The following is a 19,242-nucleotide window of genomic DNA, read 5'->3' on the forward strand; positions in this document are numbered from 1 at the left end:
GCCGGTCAGGCGGCCAGGGCGCTGAGGTCGTTCCGGTAGGACTCGACAGTGCCCAGGTCGGGCAGCACCCGGGTCACAGTGCCGGCCCGGTCGATCAGCAGGGCGGTCGCGGTGCCGGGGCGGGCCGGCTGGCCGAGGAACGAACGCAGACCTCCGGCGGGGTCGGCCAGGGCGCGAGCCTGTCGCTCGATGGTGGGCCTGGCCGGTGCCGTCCGCCCTGGGCTGACGGTGACCACGGAGACGCCGGCGGGCGCGGCCGCCAGGGCGTCGGTGACCCGGTCCGGGCAGGGGCAGCCGTCCAACAGAATGATCATGGCGGGTAGCAGGCCGCGCAGTGGCACGGGTGCGTCGTCAGCGTCGACCAGGTCCAGTGCGGGCAGCGCCCGACCGGTGAGGGTCGCGGGCGGCGAGTAGGGGGCCGGGGTCGGCCGGTCGGCGCCGCGGTTGGCGCGCGGCCAGGTGACTGCCAGCAGGCCGGCCAGCGTGGTGAGGACCGCCACCAGCAGGACCACCAGGGGCAGGCCCAGGGCCCGGTAGCCGCCCGGGAGGCCACTGGCCCGGCGCAGCTCACGGCGGACCTGAGCGGCCTCGGCGGCCAGTGCGGAGGGGTCGTCGGGAACCACCACGCGGCCCCATTCGGGCGGTAGGCCGGGCAGGCCGTCGGCTGGCCCGTGACCCTCTGCGTCCGGCTTGCCCATCGGACCTCCTGGAAGCGTCTCGAGAGCGGAGTGCGGCTCGGTCTCCAGGGTCCCGCACCAGGGGCTCCTCGCGCTACATCTGGGCGCGGTCCTGCTGGCCGGGCTACCATGGAGGAGCGCATAGCCCTTGATCTCGACGTTCTGTTCACCCGTGCCGGGCAGTCATTTGTGCGTTACGGAGCGTGTTCGAACCATCGGTTTGACCGCCTGTCAAGCTGAAGCAAGACCTCTCACAGGGCCCCTGAGCTGCGCCAACGGTCAGGACATCGGTGAGACATCGGTGCCTGAGCGTGTTACCCTAGACACAGCGAAAGGGGTTTCGAACCTATGGTTTTCAGTGTCGGCGAGACCGTTGTTTACCCCCACCACGGGGCCGCACTCATCGAGGCAATCGAGACTCGGGTCATCAAGGGCGAGCCTAAGCAATACCTCGTCCTGAGGGTCGCGCAGGGTGACCTGACGGTCCGGGTGCCGGCCGAGAACGCCGAGATCGTGGGCGTCCGTGAGGTGGTCGGCGAAGAGGGCCTCGGCAAGGTCTTCGACGTTCTGCGGGCTCCGCACACCGAGGAGCCGACCAACTGGTCGCGGCGTTACAAGGCCAATCTGGAAAAGCTGGCTTCCGGCAACCCGCTGAAGGTCGCCGAGGTCGTGCGTGACCTGTGGCGCCGGGAGCGGGAGCGGGGCCTCTCTGCGGGCGAGAAGCGGATGCTCGCCAAGGCCCGCGACATTCTCGTCGGCGAGGTCGCGCTGGCCGAGAAGAGCACCAAGGATGAGGCGGAGACGCTGCTCGACAAGGTCCTCACCGAGGCCTAGTCCGCACAGCATCGTCGTACCCACTTCGTAGTGAAGAAACCACCGAGGACCGCGACGTGACCGCGCAGCTCAATCCGCGCGGTGACGTCGCGGTCCTCGTGCCTGCGGCGGGTGCCGGCGTCCGGCTCGGCCCCGGCCGACCCAAGGCGCTGCGCCTGCTCGCCGGTGAGCCGCTGTTGGTGCACGCCGTGCGTCGACTGGCCGCCGCGCCTTCGGTGCACACCATCGTGGTGGCCGCGCCGGCCGCCGAGGTGCAGGCCGTCCGCGAGCTGTTGGCCCCGATCGCACCGGTGATCGTGGTGCCCGGCGGTGCGGAACGGCAGGCGTCGGTGGCCGCCGCGCTGGCAGCGGTGCCCGCCGGCCCGACGATCGTCCTGGTGCACGATGCCGCCCGGGCGCTCACCCCACCCGAGCTGGTCGAATCCGTCGCGGCGGCGGTCCGTGGCGGGTGTGACGCGGTGATACCGGTCCTGCCGGTCGTCGACACGATCAAGGAAGTCGGGGCCGACGAGGTGGTCCTCGGCACCGTCGACCGTTCCGCCCTGCGCGCGGTGCAGACCCCGCAGGGTTTCCGGCGGGCCGTGCTCAGCGCCGCGCACGCGGCCGCCGGTGACTCCCTCACCGACGACGCCGGGCTGGTCGAGAAGCAGGGCGGCGCGGTGAGTTGCGTGCCCGGCTCGGAATACGCCCTCAAAATCACCCGACCGTTCGATCTGGCTCTGGCCGAGCATCTGCTTGCCGCAGCCGGCTGACGCGTACCCTCTGATCATGATCGTTCCCCGGGTGGCCATCGGCACCGACGTGCACGCGTTCGAGCCGGGTCGGCCCTGCTGGGTGGCCGGGCTGCTCTGGCCCGACCAGGACGGCCTCGCCGGGCACTCGGACGCTGACGTGGCCGCGCACGCCGCCTGCAACGCGCTGCTCTCCGCCGCCGGTCTCGGTGATCTCGGTTCCGCCTTCGGGGTGGGCCAGCCGGAGTGGGCCGGCGCGTCCGGTGTGGCGCTGCTGACCGAGACGGCCCGCCGGGTGCGGGCCGCCGGCCTGGAGATCGGCAACGTGTCCGTGCAGGTCATCGGCAACCGCCCCAAGATCGGCCGGCGTCGCGCGGAGGCGCAGGAGGTCCTCTCCGCCGCGGTCGGCGCCCCGGTCACCGTCTCGGCGGCGACCACCGACGGGCTCGGCTTCGCCGGCCGTGAGGAAGGCTTGGCCGGGGTCGCGGTGGCCCTGGTGTACGACGCGCCGGCCGCCTAAGCTCGCCGCGATGTCCAGCGACCCCGCCCCCGACCAGTCCGCCGCCGACGGCTACGTCCAGCGGGCCCAACTCCTCGCCGAACTCGGCCGCTACGACGAGGCGGCCGGGGAACTGGCCTACGGTTTGGCCCTCCAGCCGGATGACGTGGACGCGCTCACCATGCTGGCCCGGGTGCACCTGGCCGCCGGCCGCCCGGCCGAGGCGCTCACCGCAGCCGACACGGCCGTGGCTGCCGCACCGGAGGCCCTGCCGCCGCTGGTGGCCAGGGGGATGGCCCTGGCCGACCTGGAGCGCTACAGCGAGTCGGCGGCCACCGCCGACCGGATCCTCGCCCTCGGCCCGACCGACGCGTACGCCCAGCGGAGCGCGGCGGCGATCCTGGCCGGCGCCCGCAACGGTCAGCCGGCGCTGAACGCGGCCTGGCGCGGCGTCGAGTTGGCCCCGCAGGAGCCGCAGGCGCACCTGGTGCTCAGCCTGGTCGCCGCCCGCCTGGACCTGTTCGACCTGGCCGAGCGGGCCTACCGCGAGGCGCTGCGGCTCGACCCGCGGCTTGCCGAGGCCGGCCACGACGTGGGGGTCATGCGGTTGGAGCAGCGCCGTTGGTCGGAGGCGTTGGAACACGTCGCGGAGGCGGTGACGGTCAGCCCGAGCCGGACCGACTCGCCGCGAACCCTTGCGTACGGGCTGCACCGTCTGGTGCTCTACGGCGCGGGCTGGTCGCTGGTGGCGGCGGTACTTGTCGCGTTCTCGGCGTCGGCGAACGACGGGTTCTCCCGCATCGTGGCGGTGCTCGCCGCGCTCACCGGCGGGATCGTCGTGTGGCAGCTCGCGGCCCGGCTGCCGGGGCTGACCCGGACCGTCCTGCCCGCCCTGCTGCACTCGGACCGCGCGATGGCCCTGGCCGTCTACGCAGTGGCCGCCGCGCCACTGCTGTTGCTGGTGTACGCCATGGTCGGCTCCCCGTGGCCCCTGGTGCTGGCCATCGCCGTCACGGCGGTAGCCGAGTTCGCGGTCTTCACCAGAACCGCGATCCGCTAGCCGCGACGCGCCCAGGTCCAGGCGTACCCCTCGTCCTCGCAGGCGCTGGCGGCGCCGCAGAGATCCAGTGGGCGGAAGGTGTCGACCATGACGGCCAGCTCGTCGAAGTAGTCCGCGCCGATGGAACGCTCGGCGGCACCCGGCTGGGGGCCGTGGGTGAAACCGGACGGGTGCAGCGAGATCGAGCCCTGCTCGATGCCGGAGCCGCGGCGCGCCTCGTAGTTGCCCCCGGTGTAGAAGAGCATCTCGTCGGAGTCGACGTTGTGGTGGTTGTACGGCACCGGGATCGACTGCGGGTGGTAGTCGACCTTGCGGGGCACGAACGAGCAGATGACGAAGTTGGGCCCCTGGAAGGTCTGGTGCACCGGCGGGGGCTGGTGGATACGGCCGGTGATCGGCTCGAAGTCGTGGATGGAGAACGCCCACGGGTAGAGGTGCCCGTCCCAGCCGACCACGTCGAACGGGTGGTTGGCATAAGTGTGACGAGTCCAAGCAGTGCCGCTGCCACCGGGACCTGCGGCCCGGGACCGGTGGCGGACCAGCACCTCGACCTCCTCGTCGTCGACGAGCAGCGGGGCGTCGGGGCCGCGGACGTCCCGCTCACAGTACGGCGAGTGCTCCAGGAACTGGCCGCGCACGGAGAGGTAGCGCTTGGGCGGGCCGATGTGCCCGGACGCCTCGACGGCGAGCAGTCGGACGGGCTGATCGCCGGTGGGCACCAGCCGGTGGATGGTCGAGGTGGGGATGACGATGTAGTCGCCGGCGACCGCGTCCAGCACCCCGAACGGGGATTCGACCCGCAGGGTGCCCGACTCGACGTAGAGGCAGTGATCGCCGGTGGCGTCGCGGAACAGCGGCGAGGGCCGGTCGGCGAGGACGTACCCGATCCGTACGTCGTCGTTGGCGAGCAGGTACTGCCGGCCGAGGATGGGGTCGGAGCCGCCGGTGTCCAGTTTGTGGGTGCGCAGGTGGCGGGGCTTGAGCGGCAGGTTCGGTGCCCGGGTGAACGCGGCCGGGGTGAACTCGTCGGCGGCCAGGATCGCTGTGGGCGCGTGCCGGTGGTAGAGCAGGGACGAGTCGGAGGAGAAGCCTTCCTGGCCCATCAGCTCCTCGGCGTAGAGGCTGCCGTCGGGCTGCCGGAACTGGGTGTGGCGCTTGCGCGGCACCTCGCCGACGCTGCGGTAGTACGGCATCTCGCCTCCCGATATGTCCCGTTCACCGGCCGAAGGTGTCCGATAATCGGACGCTGTTGTCCGTTCCTCGTAGCGTCCCGTACATTCTTGTTCCGTGTCAACGCAGGTGCCCGCACTCCTCCACGGCCTGGTGGACGACGCCGCCGTCTTCCCGCCGGGCAGCGCCGCGCTGCACGACGCAGTGGCCGCCCACCGCCAGCACCGTGCCGCCTGGTACGCCGACCTGGTCGGCCCGCTGTTGATCCCCGCCTCGGTCGTGGCCGCCGGTGAGCTGAGCGGTCTCGTCGACCCGGACGAGGGCCTGGTCGTCGGCGTGATCGGTGACACCGGGATCGGGAACCTGCCGTCGGCACTGTCGTTTCTCGCCCCGGACGGCGTCACCGCGCGTCAGGTCGAGGTGGCGGTCGCCAAACGTGGCGAGGACCCGCTGCCCGGCGTCGCCGAGTTGCTGCGGCTGACCGACGCGCTACCGGGCGTGGAGGCCGTCTACGCCGAGCTGCCGCTGACCTTCGGGCTGATGGGCGCGCTGGACGCGCTTGTCGCCGCGCGGGCCGACGGGGTGCCGATCGCGGCCAAGTTCCGCACCGGTGGCCTGGCCGCCGAACTCTTCCCCACCCCGACCGAGCTGGCTGCGGTGATCTGCGCCTGCCGGGACCGGGGCCTGCCGTTCAAGCTCACCGCCGGGCTGCACCAGGCGATCCGACACCTGGACCCGGAGACCGGTTTCACCCACCACGGCTACGCCAACGTGCTGGCCGCCACCCTGGCCGCCGCCGACGGTGACGGGGCACGCTCGGTCGCCGAACTGCTGACCATGGTCGACCCGCGCCCCCTGGTGGAGCGCGCGACGGCACGGCTGGACGGGCCTCGCCCCCTGTGGGTGGGCTTCGGCTCGTGCAGCATCCTGGAACCACTGACCGATCTGATCCGGCTTGGGCTGGTGAACGGGGGCTACGACGCATGACCTGGGTGACCGGCGCCGACGGTTCGCCGTACGGGGTGACGAACCTGCCGTACGGGGTGTTCCGGCAGAACGGGGGTCAGTCGCGGATCGGCGTACGGATCGGGTCCTGGGTCTTCGACCTCGCGGCGGCGGAGACCGCCGAGCTGGTGCTGGCCGCCGGCACGCTGTGCCGGCCCGTGCTCAACGACTTCATGGCGCTGGGCCGTCCGCAGTGGACTGCGGTGCGGCAGCGGATCACCGAGCTGCTGACCGACCCGGCGCACCGGGCCGCGGTGGAGCCGCTGCTGGTGCCCCTCGACGACGTGGAACTGCTGCTCCCCATCGAGGTGGCCGACTACGTCGACTTCTACTCATCCGTTCACCACGCGTCGAACGTCGGGCAGATCTTCCGCCCCGGCCAGCCGCCGCTGCTGCCCAACTGGAAGCACCTGCCGATCGGCTACCACGGGCGGGCCGGCACTGTGGTCGTCTCCGGCACGCCGGTGACCCGGCCGACCGGGCAGCGGGCCTCCGCCGAGGGCCCTGTCACCGGCCCATCGGTACGCCTCGACATCGAGGCAGAGGTCGGCTTCGTGGTGGGCGTACCCAGCGCGCTGGGTGACCGGGTCGCCGTCGACGACTTCACCGAGCACGTCTTCGGGGTCGTGCTGGTCAACGACTGGTCGGCCCGGGACATCCAGGCCTGGGAGTACCAGCCGCTCGGCCCGTTCCTGGGCAAGTCGTTCGCCACCTCGGTCTCGGCCTGGGTGACGCCGCTGGACGCCCTCGCCGACGCCTTCGTGCCGGCCCCCGACCAGGACCCGCCCGTGGTCGACTACCTGCGGGACGTGCCGCACCTGGGCCTCGACCTGCGCCTGGCGGTCGAGTGGAACGGCGACCAGGTCAGCGAGCCCCCGTTCGCCACCATGTACTGGACCCCCGCCCAGCAGTTGGCGCACCTCACCGTCAACGGCGCGTCGCTGCGTACCGGTGATTTGTACGCCTCCGGCACCGTCTCCGGCCCGGAGCGGGGACAGGTCGGGTCCTTCCTGGAACTGACCTGGGGAGGGGCCGAGCCGGTCACTGTGGGCGGCGAGAGTCGTACCTTCCTCAACGACGGCGACACGGTGACCATCACCGCCACCGCGCCCGGCCCGGACGGCACCACCATCGCCCTCGGTGAGGTATCCGGCACGGTTCGTCCGGCCCGCTGAGCGGGCACCCGCCGCCCGTCTCGTGCACGGGACCCGTGATCGCACCGGCTGTGCGATCACCGGCCCTGGTTGATCCGTTGAGCGTCCGGATTCCGTTGCCACACCGCGCAATCCGAGCCGGGCTCTGCCCGGCCGCCAGCGGTGGGGCAATCCCGACGCACACGGAGGTAACGACGATGCACGATCTTGCGGGCGCGGTCTGGCGTACCAGCAGCCGCTCAAACGACCAGGGGCTCTGCGTGGAGGTGGCGGACAACCTTGTCGATGTCCATGGTCTGGTCGGAGTCCGCGACTCCAAGGACCAGGCCGGTCCCACACTCGCGGTCAGCCCGCCGGGGTGGACGGCGTTCATCGGCGCGATTCGGGCCGGTCGCTTCGAGCGCTGACCGGCGCTTCGGCGCCGATCGACGACGACCGGTGCCGAAGCGACCGCCCAATCGGACAGCCTGGCCCCCGGGTGGTGGAAATTCCGTCCCGGGGGCCACGTCCGGCCCTCACTCCGCGTACCGTCGGGGACACGGGAGGGTGGCATGTCGACGGTGGCGATTACCGGGATCATCGAGGCGCACGCTGTCGATGTCTGGCGTCTGCTGACCGATCTGCCCGGCCGCGCGGCCCGGCTGACCGCAGCCGGCCCGATCGAGGTGCTCACTCCGGGTCAGTTCGGGCCGGGCACCTCCTGGCGCGAGGAGCGGGTCCAGCCGGGCGGCGGCACGCTGACCGAGGAGTTCCTGGTGGTGGAGGCGCTCGCGCCGCAGCGACTGGTGCTCTGTTCCTCCGGTGCCGGCGCCGACTACCGCATCACCTGGAGCCTGCGACCGGTCCGTCGCCGCCGTCGGGGTTGCACGGCGATCACCGTCACCCAGGAGGCGGTGCCGACCGCTCCGTACGGTCGGGTGGTGGCGCTGCTGCTCGGCGGGCTGGCAGCCAGGGCGGTCGAGGCGGCGCTCCGGCGTGACCTCGCCGATCTGGCCGTCGCGGCCGGTGCCACCGGCTCCGTCGAAGCCGCCTGAGCGCCAGCTGGTCACCCCTCGCCGTGACCTGACCGGGGTCCGGCCCCCTCCGCTGGGTAGGGTGCCGGGCGGAGGTGCGGCATGAGGTTCCCGAGAGGCCGGCGGCGGCTGGTGATCGCGGTCGCGGCGCTGCTCGCGACGGCGGCCGTCGTGGTCATCGTCCACCGGGTCCTCGCGCCGGCAGAGGTGAGCACCGTGGCACGGGCCGACTATCCGGACCCCGCCCGACCGGCCGCCGGAGTGATCGGTCGATTGCCGGTCGCCCCGCTGATCGTCGACGGCAGACTGCGGGTGTACGCCGCACACCGCCAGGTCTACGCCGACCGGCCGGTCGACGGGCGGTACCGGACCAGCCCGTACTGGTCGTACCGGCGGTGGCCGGCGGAGCTGACCGGGGTGGTGGCGAGCGGCAGCACTGTCGTCAGCCGCTGGTCGGACGGGCAACTCGTCGCACTCGACGCCCGGACCGGCGGGGTGCTCTGGCGAACCGACGGCCCGAAGCCCGCCGAGAGCGCGGCGCTGGTGCGGCGTACCGGGGCGGCGACCGTCTGGGATGCGCCAGGGCTCCACCTCACCGACCTCCCCGACGGGCGGGTCGTGCTGGTGGCGACCGGGGATGCCCAGGCGCAGGGGGTCGAGCTGAGCGGCGGTCGGGAACTGTGGCGGGTCGAGCTGCCCGGCAGGTGCCGCAGCGATGTCGGCACCACCGCCGCCGGGCAGTTGATCGGTCTGGACACCTGCGCCGGGCCGGCCACTGTCGAGTTCCGGGACGCGGCGACGGGCGCGGTGCGGGAGCGTTGGCGACCGCCGGGAGGCCCGGACGCGTTGGTGGTGACGCCGCTGGGCTGCCGTACCGGCTGGTCGGACTGTCTGGGGCTGCGGACCGCCGGGCCGGGCGACGAGGGCGGTCGGGGTTGGCTCGTGGGTTCCGGTCCGCCGGTCGCGGCCCCGGCGCTGGACCCGGCCGGCGGCGCGCTGGTCGGTGAGCAGTCGGTCGCCGTGCTCGACGGCGTCGTGGTGGGTCGATCGGCGCGTACGGGCACCGAGCTGTGGCGGTCCACGGGCCTGGGCTCGGCCCGCGTGCTGGCCGGGCAACCTGGCCGGGTGCACCTGCTGACCGAGACGAACGACCTGGTGACGCTTGATCCGGTGACCGGGCGGCAGTTGTCCCGCTTCGCGCTCAACGTCGGGTCCGATGGGACCGGCTGGGCGCCCGGGGCGGTGACCGCCGAGGACGGGTTCGTCGCTGTCGAGCGGCTCCGCAAGCCGGTTGACCCGACTGGCGACGACCGGCGCTACTACTACACCGGCGAGGCGGTGATCCTGGCCGCCACCTGATCGTGGCGTCTTCGATCTCGGAACACCGAACCGTTCCGTGCTCTTTGTCGCAAAAGGGTACGTTTTTCATGGTTCAGGTTTCCGGTGGAAGGGGTCGGCGCATGGCCAGGACAGCAGCCAACTACCTTGCGGGTGGCGCGCTCGCCGCCATCGCGAGCCTGGCGTTGGCGGTGTCGCCGATGCTGGCCGCTGCGGACCCTGCCTCGGCGCGTGGGTTCGGCGCCGTCCGACCCGAGCCGTCGGCGGGCGGCGGCGTCACCTTCGAGATCCTGCCGGCGACCCCGACCCCGACTCAGCCGCCGCCCACGTCCACACCGACGGCACCACCCCAACCCACACCCAGCCACGGCGGTGAGTTGCCGGTCACCGGGTCGGGCGGGTCGGTGCTGCTCATCGCGATGATGGGTGCAGCCCTGATCGTCGCCGGGTGGTTCGCCGCCCGCCGCCACCGGCCGAGCTGACGAGCCCAGCCAGAGCCGGCCGAACTGACGGGCAGAGCCAGAGCCGGCCGTCGGACTGCCCGCGCGGGATCAACGCCCGGCCGGGGTGCGCTCCCTCGGACGGCCGGCGGGAAGCCGACCGGCCCGGCGGGAACGACGGGCCAGCATCGCGAGGCCGGCGACCAGCAGCAGGCCCGCGACGGTCGCCGCCACGGTCCACGGGGAGACGATCCGGGAGACGACACTGCCCCGTTTGCCGATCTGACCCGCGTCGGGGAACGTGATCTGCGCGGTGAGGCTCCGCCGCACCAGGCCGCTCTCCAGTTCCACCTCCGCCTTCCAGGGGCCGTTCGGAAGCGCGGCCGGGAACGCGGCGACGACCTGCCCGGCGGCGCCCGGCGCCAGCGTGACGCCCTGCCCGACCGGAAACGGGCCGGCCCGGCTGCCGGCCGGTCCGTCGGTCAGGGTGACCGCGCCGGTCAGGTCAATGGCGCGACCTCCGGTGTTGCGGACCTGGACGGTCAGCGACGGTTTCCCGTCGGCGTCGCGGGCCGGGCGTACCTCACCGATCGAGAAGTCGGAGGCGGGTTCACCGCCGGGCCCGATGTCGAGGTACATCCGGACCCCGACCCGGTGGACCTGAGTGATCTCGCCGCCCGCCCGGGGAGTTGACGCGGTGGACGCCCAGATCACCCCGTACCGCTCGCCCCGGGAGGCGGGCGGCGGCACCGTGATGGTCGCCTGGACCCGGGTCTCGCCCCGCGGTCCCAGCTCCACGGAACGCTCGTCGAGGGTGACCCAGGAGGTCAGCTCGTTCTCGGCGTGGCCCTCGCCGAAGCGGAACGCCGCATTTTCCAGGGTCGCTGCCGCCGGGTACATGTCGACCCAACGGGTCTGGTCGGTGCGGTTGACGATCAGCAGCTGTCGCTTGATTGTGGTGCCCGGCGGTAGGTGGTCGACGATGTAGCGCAGCGCCCGAGGGTCGGCGCGGCGCTCGGTCGGGGCTTCCAGCAACCGGATCCCGATGGTGCCGTCGTCCGATCCCGCATCCGGTTCGACCGCGCCGGCCCGGGTCGACAGACCCGGACCGGCGAGGCAGAACAGGGCGAGCGCGACAGCGATCGTCGACCGCCCCCGAGGGCTACGCCACGGAATGTGTCACCGTGCCTTCGTAGACGCCCGCGATGCTGTCCAGCGGGACGTTTACCACCAGGGTGGGGTTCCAGTTGGCGGTGTTGCCGCCGGTGCCGCCGCTGTGCGTGAACGCGGTGAGCGGGGTGACGCTGGACAGCGGCTCGGCGTCGCCGGCGGTCGGCTGTCCGGGCGTGAAGGTGCCGTCGCCGGTGGTCGGCGGTACCCCGGTCGCATCCCCGGACCAGTAGTCGATCTCCTCCGGCAGGACCGTCTCGGGCGGTGAGCCGCCGCCGGTCTGGAAGACCGTCGCGGTCACCGAAGCGACCCAGGAGGCGTCGGCGGCGCCTCGGGAGTCGGTGACCGTCACCACGCCGAGCTGACCGGTGATGACACCACCGGGGGCACCGGTGCCGAGGTCGGCGGTGGCCGGCGCGACGATGTCGAGGGTGCCGGCGAGCACCTCGAACGTGGTGTCGGTGGTGTCGGTGGGTGCGGCGGCGGCCGGCGCGGCGAGGAAGCCGACCAGCGCAACGGCGGCCGTACCAGCCAGACAGATCTTGGCAGTACGCACTTTTCGTTACCCCGTTTTCTCGAAGTGACCCGGCGTGAGGCTTCGGCACAACCGGCTAATTCGGAATATAAGGCACGAACTACGCCAAACAAGACAAACAACGTGGAGTTCACGATGAAGGTGGTGGCCGCGTAGGCGGGCCGCCGCGCTGCGAACCCGGCCGCCGCGCTGCGAAACCCGGCCTCGCCCGTCTCCGTCAGGCCACTCGGGCGGTGAGGTTGGAGTGCTGGGGTCGCGGTTCGGCGTCGCGGCTCAGACTCACCAGCAGCTGATCGGAGAACAGCAGAGCGTCGTCGCGTCGGAGGGCCGCGTGGTGCAGGGTCTGCAGCCATGATCCCGGCTCCACGCCAAACTCCCGGCGCAACGTGGTGCGGGCCGCCGCGAAGACACGCAGGGCCGCCGGAAGATTGCCAGCCCGGTAACACGCGACGAGCATGAGCGCGGCCGTCTTCTCTCGGGCCAGATTCGGATCATCGATTTCCGGCAGCCCAGCAATGGCGGGCAGGCCGTCGCCGCTGGCGATGCGGGCGGCAGCGAGGTCCTCGGCCAGGGCGAATCGTTGCTCGCGGAGCATTGCCAAGCGATGGTCGAGCCAGCCCTGAGCGGCAACGTCCTGGCCTGACGTCTCGACCCAGAGTGCCGATGCGCTTTGCAGTGCCTCGACCGCGCCACGGAAATCCGAACGGTTCATCGCCCGGCGGCCCTCGTTCCAGAGTTCGTTGGATCGTCCGAGGTCCAACTCTCCGTCGAGAATATCGAGCCGATAGCCACCATGGACGGTTGCGAGACGTTCGTGGAGTTCCGGGCTTATGTCGGCAAGGAACCGGCGCAGTTTGGCGATGTAGGTACGCACGTTTGCGTCTGCGGAAACGGGCGGGTCACTCCAGATGGCAGCAGCCAGGTTGGTCGAGCTCACGTTCTGCCCGCGTCGAAGTAGAAGAGCTGCGAAAATGCCCTGGACGCGTCCCTCCCGTGGGGAGTGGAAGGCATTGTCAACTGTAATGCCCGGAGATCTGAGTAGTCGGAACATCATTGTGGCACCCCCGTTGTCGCGCACCGTCAGGGTGGGCAGCGACAGGGACGCTACATCGGCCCGCGCACCGAGGCAACGGATGCACTCGCCATTATTTAACGGACTTATCTAGAGGCGATGCACGATGCGGCAAGTCGCCCGTTTTGTCGTCCGAAACTGAGGCTGTCGGACGGAGCCGCCCGTAACGTGTAGTAACCGAGGTGGAAGCAGCGGAAAGCCAATGTGACGTGGGCAGATGATGGACTGGCGTCGACGTTCCAAGGGCGTGATTCGCGCAACCGCCACGCTCCGTCATCTCGGGCCCGACGTGCCTGGTGGGCCGCGCTGCGCACGTTGGCGCGACGACCACAGCTCGGTGATCCCGGTCTGAAACTGGTTCTCCAAGTAGACGATTCGGTCGAGCGAGCCCTGCGCTCCACAATCAGGACGGCCCGCTCAGCGCGTTCGAATCCGGGCGGCCAGAGATGACTGTCAGCCCTAGTTGAGTCGCGTGTGCTGCGAATGTGCAGCGCTGGTGCATCGGAGTGAAAGGCTGCGATCTCCACCGCAATAACGACCAGGGATGTGGCGATGAGTAAGAAATCTGCAGGTCTGCTCCGAGCATTACCCCTTGCTGCGACCGTCGTCGCCGCCGTACTGTTGCCGGCAGTTCCTGCCATGGCGGCGGGCGGGGTCACCCCGGCGGCGTCCGAGGACCTCGTACCAATTCCGGCTCCGATACCTCCGAAGGGCGAGCAGGGCCCCGAGTTCGGCACCCAGGCGGAGTACTGCACGCCGGGGACCTACCTCTACTCAATGACCAACACGACGAACACCTTCGACGCGAAGTTCCGTACGTCGGTCATCAACAACACCAGTTCGGCGAAGAGCTTCAAGTTCACCGCGACGAAGACGGGCACCACGACTTTCACGGTTTCGGTTTCGGTTTCGGCTGAACTGAAGGCGGCGATCTTCGCCAAGATGGAAACCACCATCAACGCCGGCGTCGAACAGAGCAACACGACCTCCTATGGTGTCGAGGTCAGCGGCACCGTCAACGCCAATTCCACCCTGTACGGCGACTATGGCAACTGGAAGGAGAACGTCAGCTGGAAGTCGCACTACGTCTACAGCAACTGCAACACGGCCTCCGAGAACTCCGGCAGCGCGTACGCGCCCTACCGCGAAGCCTGGAAGCTGTACTACTGACCGTGCGTGCGGGTGTTCCGGGCAGCTTGACGACCGACGTGAGGTCCATCTGGCTCGCCCGGCCTGGATTGGAGACGCGAGATGCGCGCTAGTCGTTCCGCCGTATGCCTGGCCATCGGCACTGTTGTCCCGTTGCTGATGGTCAGCGCCTGCACCGGTGACACGGCGAGACGGCCGGCGGCACCGTCCGAACCCCCCTCACCCGCAGTGTCGAGCCGGCCTTCCTCCACTCCGGAGGCGCCGACGGGGTGGTTTCCCCCCGGCCGGGTGCTGCTGGCCGGCCCGCTGGCGGAGGAGAAGGAAGCAACCATCGCCGATGTCGTTCCCAGCGGGCCCAGCTTCACCGTTTATTTCGTCTGCACCGGAGGAGGCCGGATCGCACTGGACGTGAAGACGGCCGCTCCGCTGCGATATCCCTGCGACGGGGTGCCCAACCTGTCGCAGATCTTCGTCGACAAGGGCGTCTCGACCGACCTTGCCGTCGGGGTCGAGGGTGAGGCGCAGTGGCGACTGGCTGTGGTCGACGGAGCGCCCTAGGGCATTGGCGGGCGGAGTAGCTGCGTGCTGCTCCGCCCGCCCCTCGTTCGCTCCCTGCCTGTGGGCCGGTGCGGTACCGCTGGCGACGGTCAGGCCAATGCCGCCTCGGCCGCGGCCAGGAACGCGTCGTTCTCGGCCGGGGTGCCGATGGTGACCCGGACCCCGTCCCCGGCGAACGGCCGGACGATCACACCGCGCGCCTCGCACGCCTTGCCGAACGCCACCGCCCGCTCGCCCAGCGGCAGCCAGACGAAGTTGGCCTGGCTCGTCGGCACCTCGGGCACGAACTTGCGCAGCGCCTCGGTGACCCGGTCCCGCTCGGCGACGACCAGGGCGCAGCGGCGCTCCATCTCCGCCACCTGGGTCAACGCGGCGAGCGCCCCGGCCTGGGCTGCCGTGCTGCTGGAGAACGGGGTCGCCACCTTACGGATGGCGGCGGCCACCACCGGCTGGGCAACCAGCCAGCCCATTCGCAGCCCGGCGAGGCCCCACGCCTTCGACAGCGTGCGCAGCACCGCCACGTTGGGCCGGTCCAGGTAGTCGAGCCCGTCCGGCACCTCCGAGTCGGTGACGAACTCCCGGTACGCCTCGTCGATCACCACCAGCACGTCGTCCGGCACCGCGTCGAGGAACCGGTCCAGCTCGGCCCGGCGCACTGCCGTACCGGTGGGGTTGTTCGGGTTGCAGACGAAGATCACCCGGGTCCGGTCGGTCACCGCCGCGGCCATCGCCGCCAGGTCGTGCCCGTGCCCGGCGTCGTTGGGCACCCGCACGCTGGTCGCGCCGCTGGTCGCCACGATGATCGGGTACGCCTCGAACGACCGCCACGAGTAGAGCACTTCGTCACCGGGCAGGCAGGTGGCCCGCACCAGGTGCTCGGCGAGCGCCACCGAACCGCAGCCGGTGGCGATCCGGTCGGCGTCCACCCCGTACCGCTGGGCCAGCGCGTCGCGCAGCGCGACCACGCCCATGTCCGGGTAGCGGTGCGAGGTGGTGATCGCCTCGGTGACCGCCTCCACCACCCCGGGCAGCGGCCCGTACGGCACCTCGTTGCTGGCCAGCTTGATGGCCTCCGGCAGCCCCAACTCGCGGGCCAGGTCGGCAGGGCTGCGCCCCGGCACGTAGCTGGGCAGGGCGTCCAGGTCGACGCGGGTCAGCCGCAGCGCCGGCTGGTGACGTCCGGAGTCGGTCATGGGGTGTCTCCCGGGGGCTGGTTGCTGTCGTTCGAGGGGGCGGAATCGGTGCGGTAGGGGACCTCCACGACCACCGTCTGCGCACGCCTGTCGTGCAGCGCCTGACGCAGGGGGTGGTCGAAGAGAGGGGAGAGAGCATCGACCAGTTGCAGCACCAGGCCGAGCCCGGCGCAGTACCAGAGCAGAGTTGGCAGGCCCAGCGTGCTCCACCGGCTCAGCGCCCTGCGGACGCCCAGCGGCTGGTCGGCGGCCATCGGCACCGCCCGGATCCGCATCACCCGCTTGCCGATGGTCTGCCCGCCGGAGGCCATTGTCGGCACCTCGTACGCCAGCCAGAGCGCGGTGGCGATCAGCAGGATCGCCACCAGCAGGGACCCGGCCTGCTCGCCGGGCATGGGCAGGCCGTCGGCGGAGGTGTCGCCGCGCGCCGCGCGCCGGAAGACCTCCTGCCAGTACGGCGCCCACTCCTGCACCCAGCGCCAGACGAACCAGCCGTTGACGACCACGTTCAGTGCGAAGACGAGGCCGAAGTCGATCAGCCGGGCGACGAACCTCCGGCCGTAACCGGCCAGTCTGAGGCCGTGCGGTCGCGGCTCGGGCGGTCGTCCGGGCCAACCGGGATGACCGGCCGGAGGCGCCCAGCCGGGAGGGCTGCCCGGAGGCACCCAGCCGGGCGGGCCGGCCTGCGGGCCCCACCCGGGCGGGCCGGCCTGCGGTCCCCAGCCCGGGCCGTGGCCCGGTTGCGGGCCGTACCCCGGGGGTGGGCCCTGCTGCGGTGACCAGGCCGGCGCGCCGGTCGCCGAGTCGGGGGTCGTCGACGCCGCGGGCGCGGCCGGGGTGACCGGCGCAGGCGGCGGCTCGGGCGGCGGCGGGCCGTCCGGCGGGGTGGCGTCGACGGGAATGGGCGCACCGAGCCAGCCCTCGCCGTCCCAGTAACGCCGGGTCTCAGTGTCGGCGGGGTCGACATACCAGCCAGGTTGAACGCTCACGCCGTCGCTCCGCTTCGCTTCGCGGCGGCGCGAGGCGCCACGCTACTGAGCCTGCTGGTTCGCTCGCTGCGCTCGCTCACTGGGACACCTTAACGACGACCGTCCCGGCGAACTTGTCATGGAGGCACTGCTGCCACGGCTTGTCCCAGAGCTGCCAGAACCCGTCGAGGTAGCTCAGCCCCGGCAGGAAGCCAGAGAGTTGCTGCACCAGGAACCGCTTCGCGGCGGCCCGGCGGTCGAGGGAGCGCGTCGGGTCCAGTGGCACGATCCGCAGGTTCATCATCTTCTTGCCGAAGGTCTGGCCGGTCTTGAACATCATCTCGACGTAATAGATGTACGCGAGCACGAGCGAGATCGCGATGATCCCCAGGTCGAGCCAGATCAGGGGCAGCAGGAGGTCGCGAACGAAGTCGACCTCGTCAACCGAGCCGTCCGACGCGAGCAGTGTGATGTCGGGCGCAACGACAACGAGGAAGATGATCGCCGCGGGCACCGCGAGCACCAGGCCGACCACCATGAAGACCGCGGAGTCGAGCAGCATGGCCAGTAGTCGATCGCTGAAGCTGGCCAGCGGCTGTCCGCCCGGGGTCAGTGTCGGGGGCGGGGCCGCCGGTCGCGGTGGTCCGCCATGGAACTGCGGCGGGGCGTACCCGGGTGGGGCGTACTGCGGCGGCGCGGCGTACCCGTGGGGGTGTGGGCCGGGTTGCGGCGTGAAGCCGCCGGCGGTGGGTCGGGACCCACCGGCCGGCGGCGTCGGGTACGACGGAGGTTGCGTCACGCTCGCAAGTGTTACAGGTTGCCGCGGGCTTCCTGCTCCCGCTCGATGGCCTGGAAGAGCGCCTTGAAGTTGCCCTTGCCGAAGCCCAGCGAGCCGTGCCGCTCGATCAGCTCGAAGAAGACGGTGGGGCGGTCCTGGACCGGCTTGGTGAAGATCTGGAGCAGGTAGCCGTCCTCGTCCCGGTCGACAAGGATCTTGCGGGCCTTCAGCTCCTCGATCGGCACCCGCACCTTGCCGATCCGCTCGCGCAGCTCCGGGTCGTCGTAGTACGAGTCCGGGGTGTCCAGGAACTCCAGACCGGCCGCGCGCATCGCGTCGACGCTGGCCAGGATGTCGTTGGTGGCGACGGCGATGTGCTGCGCGCCGGGGCCCTGGTAGAACTCCAGGTACTCGTCGATCTGCGACTTCTTGCGGGCGATCGCCGGCTCGTTGAGCGGGAACTTCACCTTGCGGGTGCCGTTCGCCACGACCTTGCTCATCAGCGCCGAGTAGTCGGTGGCGATGTCGTCGCCGACGAACTCCGCCATGTTGGAGAAGCCCATCACCCGCTTGTAGAACTCGACCCACTCGTCCATCCGGCCCAGCTCCACGTTGCCGACCACGTGGTCGACGGCCTGGAAGAAGCGCTTCGGCTGGATGCCGGCGTCGATCATCGGCTGCCGGTCCACGATCGGGCCCCGGGCCACGAAGCCGGGCAGGAACGGGCCGGTGTAGCGGGACCGGTCGACAAGCGTGTGCCGGGTGTCGCCGTACGCGGCGATGGCGGCCATCCGGACGGTGCCGTGCTCGTCGGTCACCTCGTGCGGCTCGACGACGCTGGCGGCGCCCTGCGCGATGGCGTGCGCGTACGCGGCGTCCACGTCCGGGACCTCCAGCGCGATGTCGCTGATCCCGTCGCTGTGCCGGGCCACGTGCTCGGCGCCGTCGGCGTCCGGGCGCACCGCGCCGGTCAGCACGAACCGGGCGGAGCCACTGGTCAGCACGTACTGGGCGTGGTCCCGGTAGCCCTGCTCGGGGCCGCGGTACGCCACGCAGGTCATGCCGAAGGCGGTGGAGTAGTAGTGGGCGGCCTGCTTGGCGTTGCCGACCAGGAAGTGCACGTGGTCGAGGCCCCGGACCGGGAACGGGTCGTGGCTGATGTCGTGGTCGACAGCGCCGACGAGCCGGTCGACGTCGACGTCCTCGGTCGACTGGGGTCGGTCGATCGCCTGGGTCATGGTGGGCTCCCTCGCGTACCGGCCGGCCTTGTGGGCCGCCGTGGTCGGTTCTTGTGGCGAGGATCGCTGCCCCGGCGTCGAGTGGGCAACTGTTGCCGGAAATGCTGGTCAGGTTGTGCATTCGGTATGGTCGTCACTCATGAATGGTGAGCAGAATGTACAGCTCGACGCGCTCGATGTGCGCTTGATCGAACTGCTCGCCGAGGAGCCGCGGATCGGGGTGCTGGAGTGCTCCCGGCGGCTCGGGGTGGCCCGGGGCACCGTGCAGGCCAGGCTGGACAAGCTCATCGAGCGGGGGGTCATCAAGGGCTTCGGCCCCGAGATCGCACCGGCCGCGATCGGGTTCGGGGTGACCAGCTTCGTCACCCTGGAGATCAGTCAGCGGCACGGCCACGACCCGGTCACCGCCCACCTCGCGGCCATCCCCGAGGTGCTGGAGGCGCACACCATCACCGGCTCCAGCGACCTGCTCTGCCGGATCGTGGCCCGCTCCAACACCGACCTGCAACGGGTCATCGACCAGATCGTCTCGTCCGCCGGCATCACCCGCGCTTCGACGATCATCGCGCTGGCCGAGCAGATCCCCTACCGCACGCTGCCGTTGGTGCGCAGCGCTGTTCGGGCCGAGGGAAGGGTGCTGTAACACCTCCGAGCCCAGAA

22 protein-coding genes are annotated in these 19,242 nt (G+C 71.1%); 13 read left to right on the forward strand and 9 right to left on the reverse strand.

The features are described 5' to 3' along the window. Nucleotides 1-5: 5 nt before the first annotated feature. Complete coding sequence (locus tag OH804_RS29915) at nt 6-698, reverse strand: hypothetical protein (protein ID WP_406060947.1); 693 nt, start codon at nt 696-698, stop codon at nt 6-8. 327 nt (nt 699-1,025) lie between these two features. Between OH804_RS29915 and OH804_RS29920 the strand changes: the two genes are divergently transcribed. Genes OH804_RS29920 through OH804_RS29935 form a run of 4 tightly spaced genes read left to right on the forward strand, consistent with a single transcriptional unit; the run spans nt 1,026 to nt 3,801 of the window. After that, nucleotides 1,026-1,511 carry a CarD family transcriptional regulator gene (locus tag OH804_RS29920; RefSeq protein ID WP_007073334.1) on the forward strand — a complete coding sequence of 162 codons (486 nt, stop codon included), beginning with the start codon at nt 1,026-1,028 and terminating at the stop codon, nt 1,509-1,511. Between the two features lie 56 nt (nt 1,512-1,567). Next, nucleotides 1,568-2,263: a 2-C-methyl-D-erythritol 4-phosphate cytidylyltransferase gene (gene ispD / locus OH804_RS29925; RefSeq protein ID WP_406060949.1), complete on the forward strand. Its 696-nt coding sequence runs from the start codon at nt 1,568-1,570 to the stop codon at nt 2,261-2,263. Between the two features lie 13 nt (nt 2,264-2,276). Continuing rightward, entirely contained in the window at nt 2,277-2,762 is a 486-nt protein-coding gene (gene ispF / locus OH804_RS29930; RefSeq protein WP_196924679.1) for a 2-C-methyl-D-erythritol 2,4-cyclodiphosphate synthase, read from the forward strand. Between the two features lie 10 nt (nt 2,763-2,772). Further along, nucleotides 2,773-3,801 (forward strand): tetratricopeptide repeat protein, encoded by a 1,029-nt coding sequence (locus tag OH804_RS29935; protein ID WP_406060951.1) that lies wholly within the window; start codon nt 2,773-2,775, stop codon nt 3,799-3,801. On the opposite strand, the gene OH804_RS29940 is transcribed toward OH804_RS29935, so the two are convergent. After that, the gene (locus OH804_RS29940) at nt 3,798-4,994 is read right to left on the reverse strand and encodes a homogentisate 1,2-dioxygenase (RefSeq protein ID WP_196920074.1); all 1,197 of its coding nucleotides are present in this window, start codon (nt 4,992-4,994) and stop codon (nt 3,798-3,800) included. The two genes, OH804_RS29935 and OH804_RS29940, sit on opposite strands and share 4 nt — an antisense overlap. A gap of 94 nt (nt 4,995-5,088) precedes the next feature. Between OH804_RS29940 and OH804_RS29945 the strand changes: the two genes are divergently transcribed. The 6 genes from OH804_RS29945 to OH804_RS29970 all read left to right on the forward strand — a co-directional run bounded on the left by OH804_RS29945 (nt 5,089) and on the right by OH804_RS29970 (nt 9,963). Beyond that, nucleotides 5,089-5,958, forward strand: a complete 870-nt coding sequence (locus OH804_RS29945; protein ID WP_196920073.1) for a hypothetical protein — start codon at nt 5,089-5,091, stop codon at nt 5,956-5,958. Next, complete coding sequence (fahA, locus tag OH804_RS29950; protein WP_406060954.1) at nt 5,955-7,151, forward strand: fumarylacetoacetase; 1,197 nt, start codon at nt 5,955-5,957, stop codon at nt 7,149-7,151. The genes OH804_RS29945 and fahA overlap by 4 nt, the downstream gene beginning before the upstream one ends. Before the next feature lie 176 nt (nt 7,152-7,327). Next, entirely contained in the window at nt 7,328-7,537 is a 210-nt protein-coding gene (locus tag OH804_RS29955; protein ID WP_030327888.1) for a DUF397 domain-containing protein, read from the forward strand. A gap of 144 nt (nt 7,538-7,681) precedes the next feature. Beyond that, nucleotides 7,682-8,164, forward strand: a complete 483-nt coding sequence (locus OH804_RS29960) for an SRPBCC family protein (protein ID WP_196920071.1) — start codon at nt 7,682-7,684, stop codon at nt 8,162-8,164. A gap of 81 nt (nt 8,165-8,245) precedes the next feature. Then, on the forward strand, nt 8,246-9,502 hold the full coding sequence (locus tag OH804_RS29965) for a PQQ-binding-like beta-propeller repeat protein (RefSeq protein WP_406060957.1): 1,257 nt from the start codon (nt 8,246-8,248) through the stop codon (nt 9,500-9,502). 101 nt (nt 9,503-9,603) lie between these two features. After that, the gene (locus OH804_RS29970) at nt 9,604-9,963 is read left to right on the forward strand and encodes an LPXTG cell wall anchor domain-containing protein (protein WP_406060959.1); all 360 of its coding nucleotides are present in this window, start codon (nt 9,604-9,606) and stop codon (nt 9,961-9,963) included. A gap of 69 nt (nt 9,964-10,032) precedes the next feature. Here OH804_RS29970 and OH804_RS29975 read toward each other — a convergent pair whose 3' ends face one another. The 3 genes from OH804_RS29975 to OH804_RS29985 all read right to left on the reverse strand — a co-directional run bounded on the left by OH804_RS29975 (nt 10,033) and on the right by OH804_RS29985 (nt 12,680). Beyond that, entirely contained in the window at nt 10,033-10,956 is a 924-nt protein-coding gene (locus tag OH804_RS29975; protein ID WP_406060961.1) for a hypothetical protein, read from the reverse strand. Nucleotides 10,957-11,083: 127 nt separating this feature from the next. Then, on the reverse strand, nt 11,084-11,647 hold the full coding sequence (locus OH804_RS29980; RefSeq protein WP_406060963.1) for a hypothetical protein: 564 nt from the start codon (nt 11,645-11,647) through the stop codon (nt 11,084-11,086). Between the two features lie 196 nt (nt 11,648-11,843). Then, a complete protein-coding gene (locus OH804_RS29985) occupies nt 11,844-12,680 on the reverse strand; it encodes a BTAD domain-containing putative transcriptional regulator (RefSeq protein WP_406060965.1) in 837 nt (278 codons plus the stop codon). A 570-nt stretch (nt 12,681-13,250) separates the two neighbouring features. On the opposite strand from OH804_RS29985, the gene OH804_RS29990 reads away from it, so the two are divergent. Beyond that, the gene (locus OH804_RS29990; RefSeq protein WP_406060967.1) at nt 13,251-13,868 is read left to right on the forward strand and encodes a hypothetical protein; all 618 of its coding nucleotides are present in this window, start codon (nt 13,251-13,253) and stop codon (nt 13,866-13,868) included. Nucleotides 13,869-14,135: 267 nt separating this feature from the next. Next, nucleotides 14,136-14,405, forward strand: a complete 270-nt coding sequence (locus OH804_RS29995) for a hypothetical protein (RefSeq protein ID WP_406060969.1) — start codon at nt 14,136-14,138, stop codon at nt 14,403-14,405. Between the two features lie 89 nt (nt 14,406-14,494). On the opposite strand, the gene hisC is transcribed toward OH804_RS29995, so the two are convergent. From hisC to hppD, 4 genes are all read right to left on the reverse strand, one after another. After that, nucleotides 14,495-15,598 (reverse strand): histidinol-phosphate transaminase, encoded by a 1,104-nt coding sequence (gene hisC / locus OH804_RS30000; protein WP_406060971.1) that lies wholly within the window; start codon nt 15,596-15,598, stop codon nt 14,495-14,497. Then, on the reverse strand, nt 15,595-16,587 hold the full coding sequence (locus tag OH804_RS30005) for an RDD family protein (protein ID WP_406060973.1): 993 nt from the start codon (nt 16,585-16,587) through the stop codon (nt 15,595-15,597). The genes hisC and OH804_RS30005 overlap by 4 nt, the downstream gene beginning before the upstream one ends. 76 nt (nt 16,588-16,663) lie before the next feature. Next, the gene (locus OH804_RS30010; protein WP_406060975.1) at nt 16,664-17,365 is read right to left on the reverse strand and encodes an RDD family protein; all 702 of its coding nucleotides are present in this window, start codon (nt 17,363-17,365) and stop codon (nt 16,664-16,666) included. Between the two features lie 11 nt (nt 17,366-17,376). After that, a complete protein-coding gene (gene hppD, locus OH804_RS30015) occupies nt 17,377-18,582 on the reverse strand; it encodes a 4-hydroxyphenylpyruvate dioxygenase (protein ID WP_196920065.1) in 1,206 nt (401 codons plus the stop codon). Between the two features lie 139 nt (nt 18,583-18,721). Here hppD and OH804_RS30020 point away from each other — a divergent pair, with 139 nt between their 5' ends. Then, entirely contained in the window at nt 18,722-19,225 is a 504-nt protein-coding gene (locus tag OH804_RS30020) for an Lrp/AsnC family transcriptional regulator (RefSeq protein ID WP_112588124.1), read from the forward strand. Nucleotides 19,226-19,242: the final 17 nt, after the last annotated feature.

This window comes from Micromonospora sp. NBC_00860, from assembly GCF_045207375.1.
GTDB classification, from domain to species: domain Bacteria; phylum Actinomycetota; class Actinomycetes; order Mycobacteriales; family Micromonosporaceae; genus Micromonospora; species Micromonospora vinacea.

What these genes read in the sequence shown, in the direction of transcription:
- OH804_RS29965 (WP_406060957.1), top strand. Translation starts at nt 8,246, where the DNA reads ATGAGGTTCCCGAGAGGCCGGCGGCGGCTGGTGATCGCGGTCGCGGCG.
- hisC (WP_406060971.1), bottom strand. Translation starts at nt 15,598, where the DNA reads ATGACCGACTCCGGACGTCACCAGCCGGCGCTGCGGCTGACCCGCGTC.
- hppD (WP_196920065.1), bottom strand. Translation starts at nt 18,582, where the DNA reads ATGACCCAGGCGATCGACCGACCCCAGTCGACCGAGGACGTCGACGTC.
- OH804_RS29940 (WP_196920074.1), bottom strand. Translation starts at nt 4,994, where the DNA reads ATGCCGTACTACCGCAGCGTCGGCGAGGTGCCGCGCAAGCGCCACACC.
- OH804_RS29915 (WP_406060947.1), bottom strand. Translation starts at nt 698, where the DNA reads ATGGGCAAGCCGGACGCAGAGGGTCACGGGCCAGCCGACGGCCTGCCC.
- OH804_RS29985 (WP_406060965.1), bottom strand. Translation starts at nt 12,680, where the DNA reads ATGATGTTCCGACTACTCAGATCTCCGGGCATTACAGTTGACAATGCC.
- OH804_RS30020 (WP_112588124.1), top strand. Translation starts at nt 18,722, where the DNA reads ATGAATGGTGAGCAGAATGTACAGCTCGACGCGCTCGATGTGCGCTTG.
- OH804_RS29955 (WP_030327888.1), top strand. Translation starts at nt 7,328, where the DNA reads ATGCACGATCTTGCGGGCGCGGTCTGGCGTACCAGCAGCCGCTCAAAC.
- OH804_RS29990 (WP_406060967.1), top strand. Translation starts at nt 13,251, where the DNA reads ATGAGTAAGAAATCTGCAGGTCTGCTCCGAGCATTACCCCTTGCTGCG.
- OH804_RS29935 (WP_406060951.1), top strand. Translation starts at nt 2,773, where the DNA reads ATGTCCAGCGACCCCGCCCCCGACCAGTCCGCCGCCGACGGCTACGTC.
- OH804_RS29960 (WP_196920071.1), top strand. Translation starts at nt 7,682, where the DNA reads ATGTCGACGGTGGCGATTACCGGGATCATCGAGGCGCACGCTGTCGAT.
- OH804_RS29970 (WP_406060959.1), top strand. Translation starts at nt 9,604, where the DNA reads ATGGCCAGGACAGCAGCCAACTACCTTGCGGGTGGCGCGCTCGCCGCC.
- fahA (WP_406060954.1), top strand. Translation starts at nt 5,955, where the DNA reads ATGACCTGGGTGACCGGCGCCGACGGTTCGCCGTACGGGGTGACGAAC.
- OH804_RS29920 (WP_007073334.1), top strand. Translation starts at nt 1,026, where the DNA reads ATGGTTTTCAGTGTCGGCGAGACCGTTGTTTACCCCCACCACGGGGCC.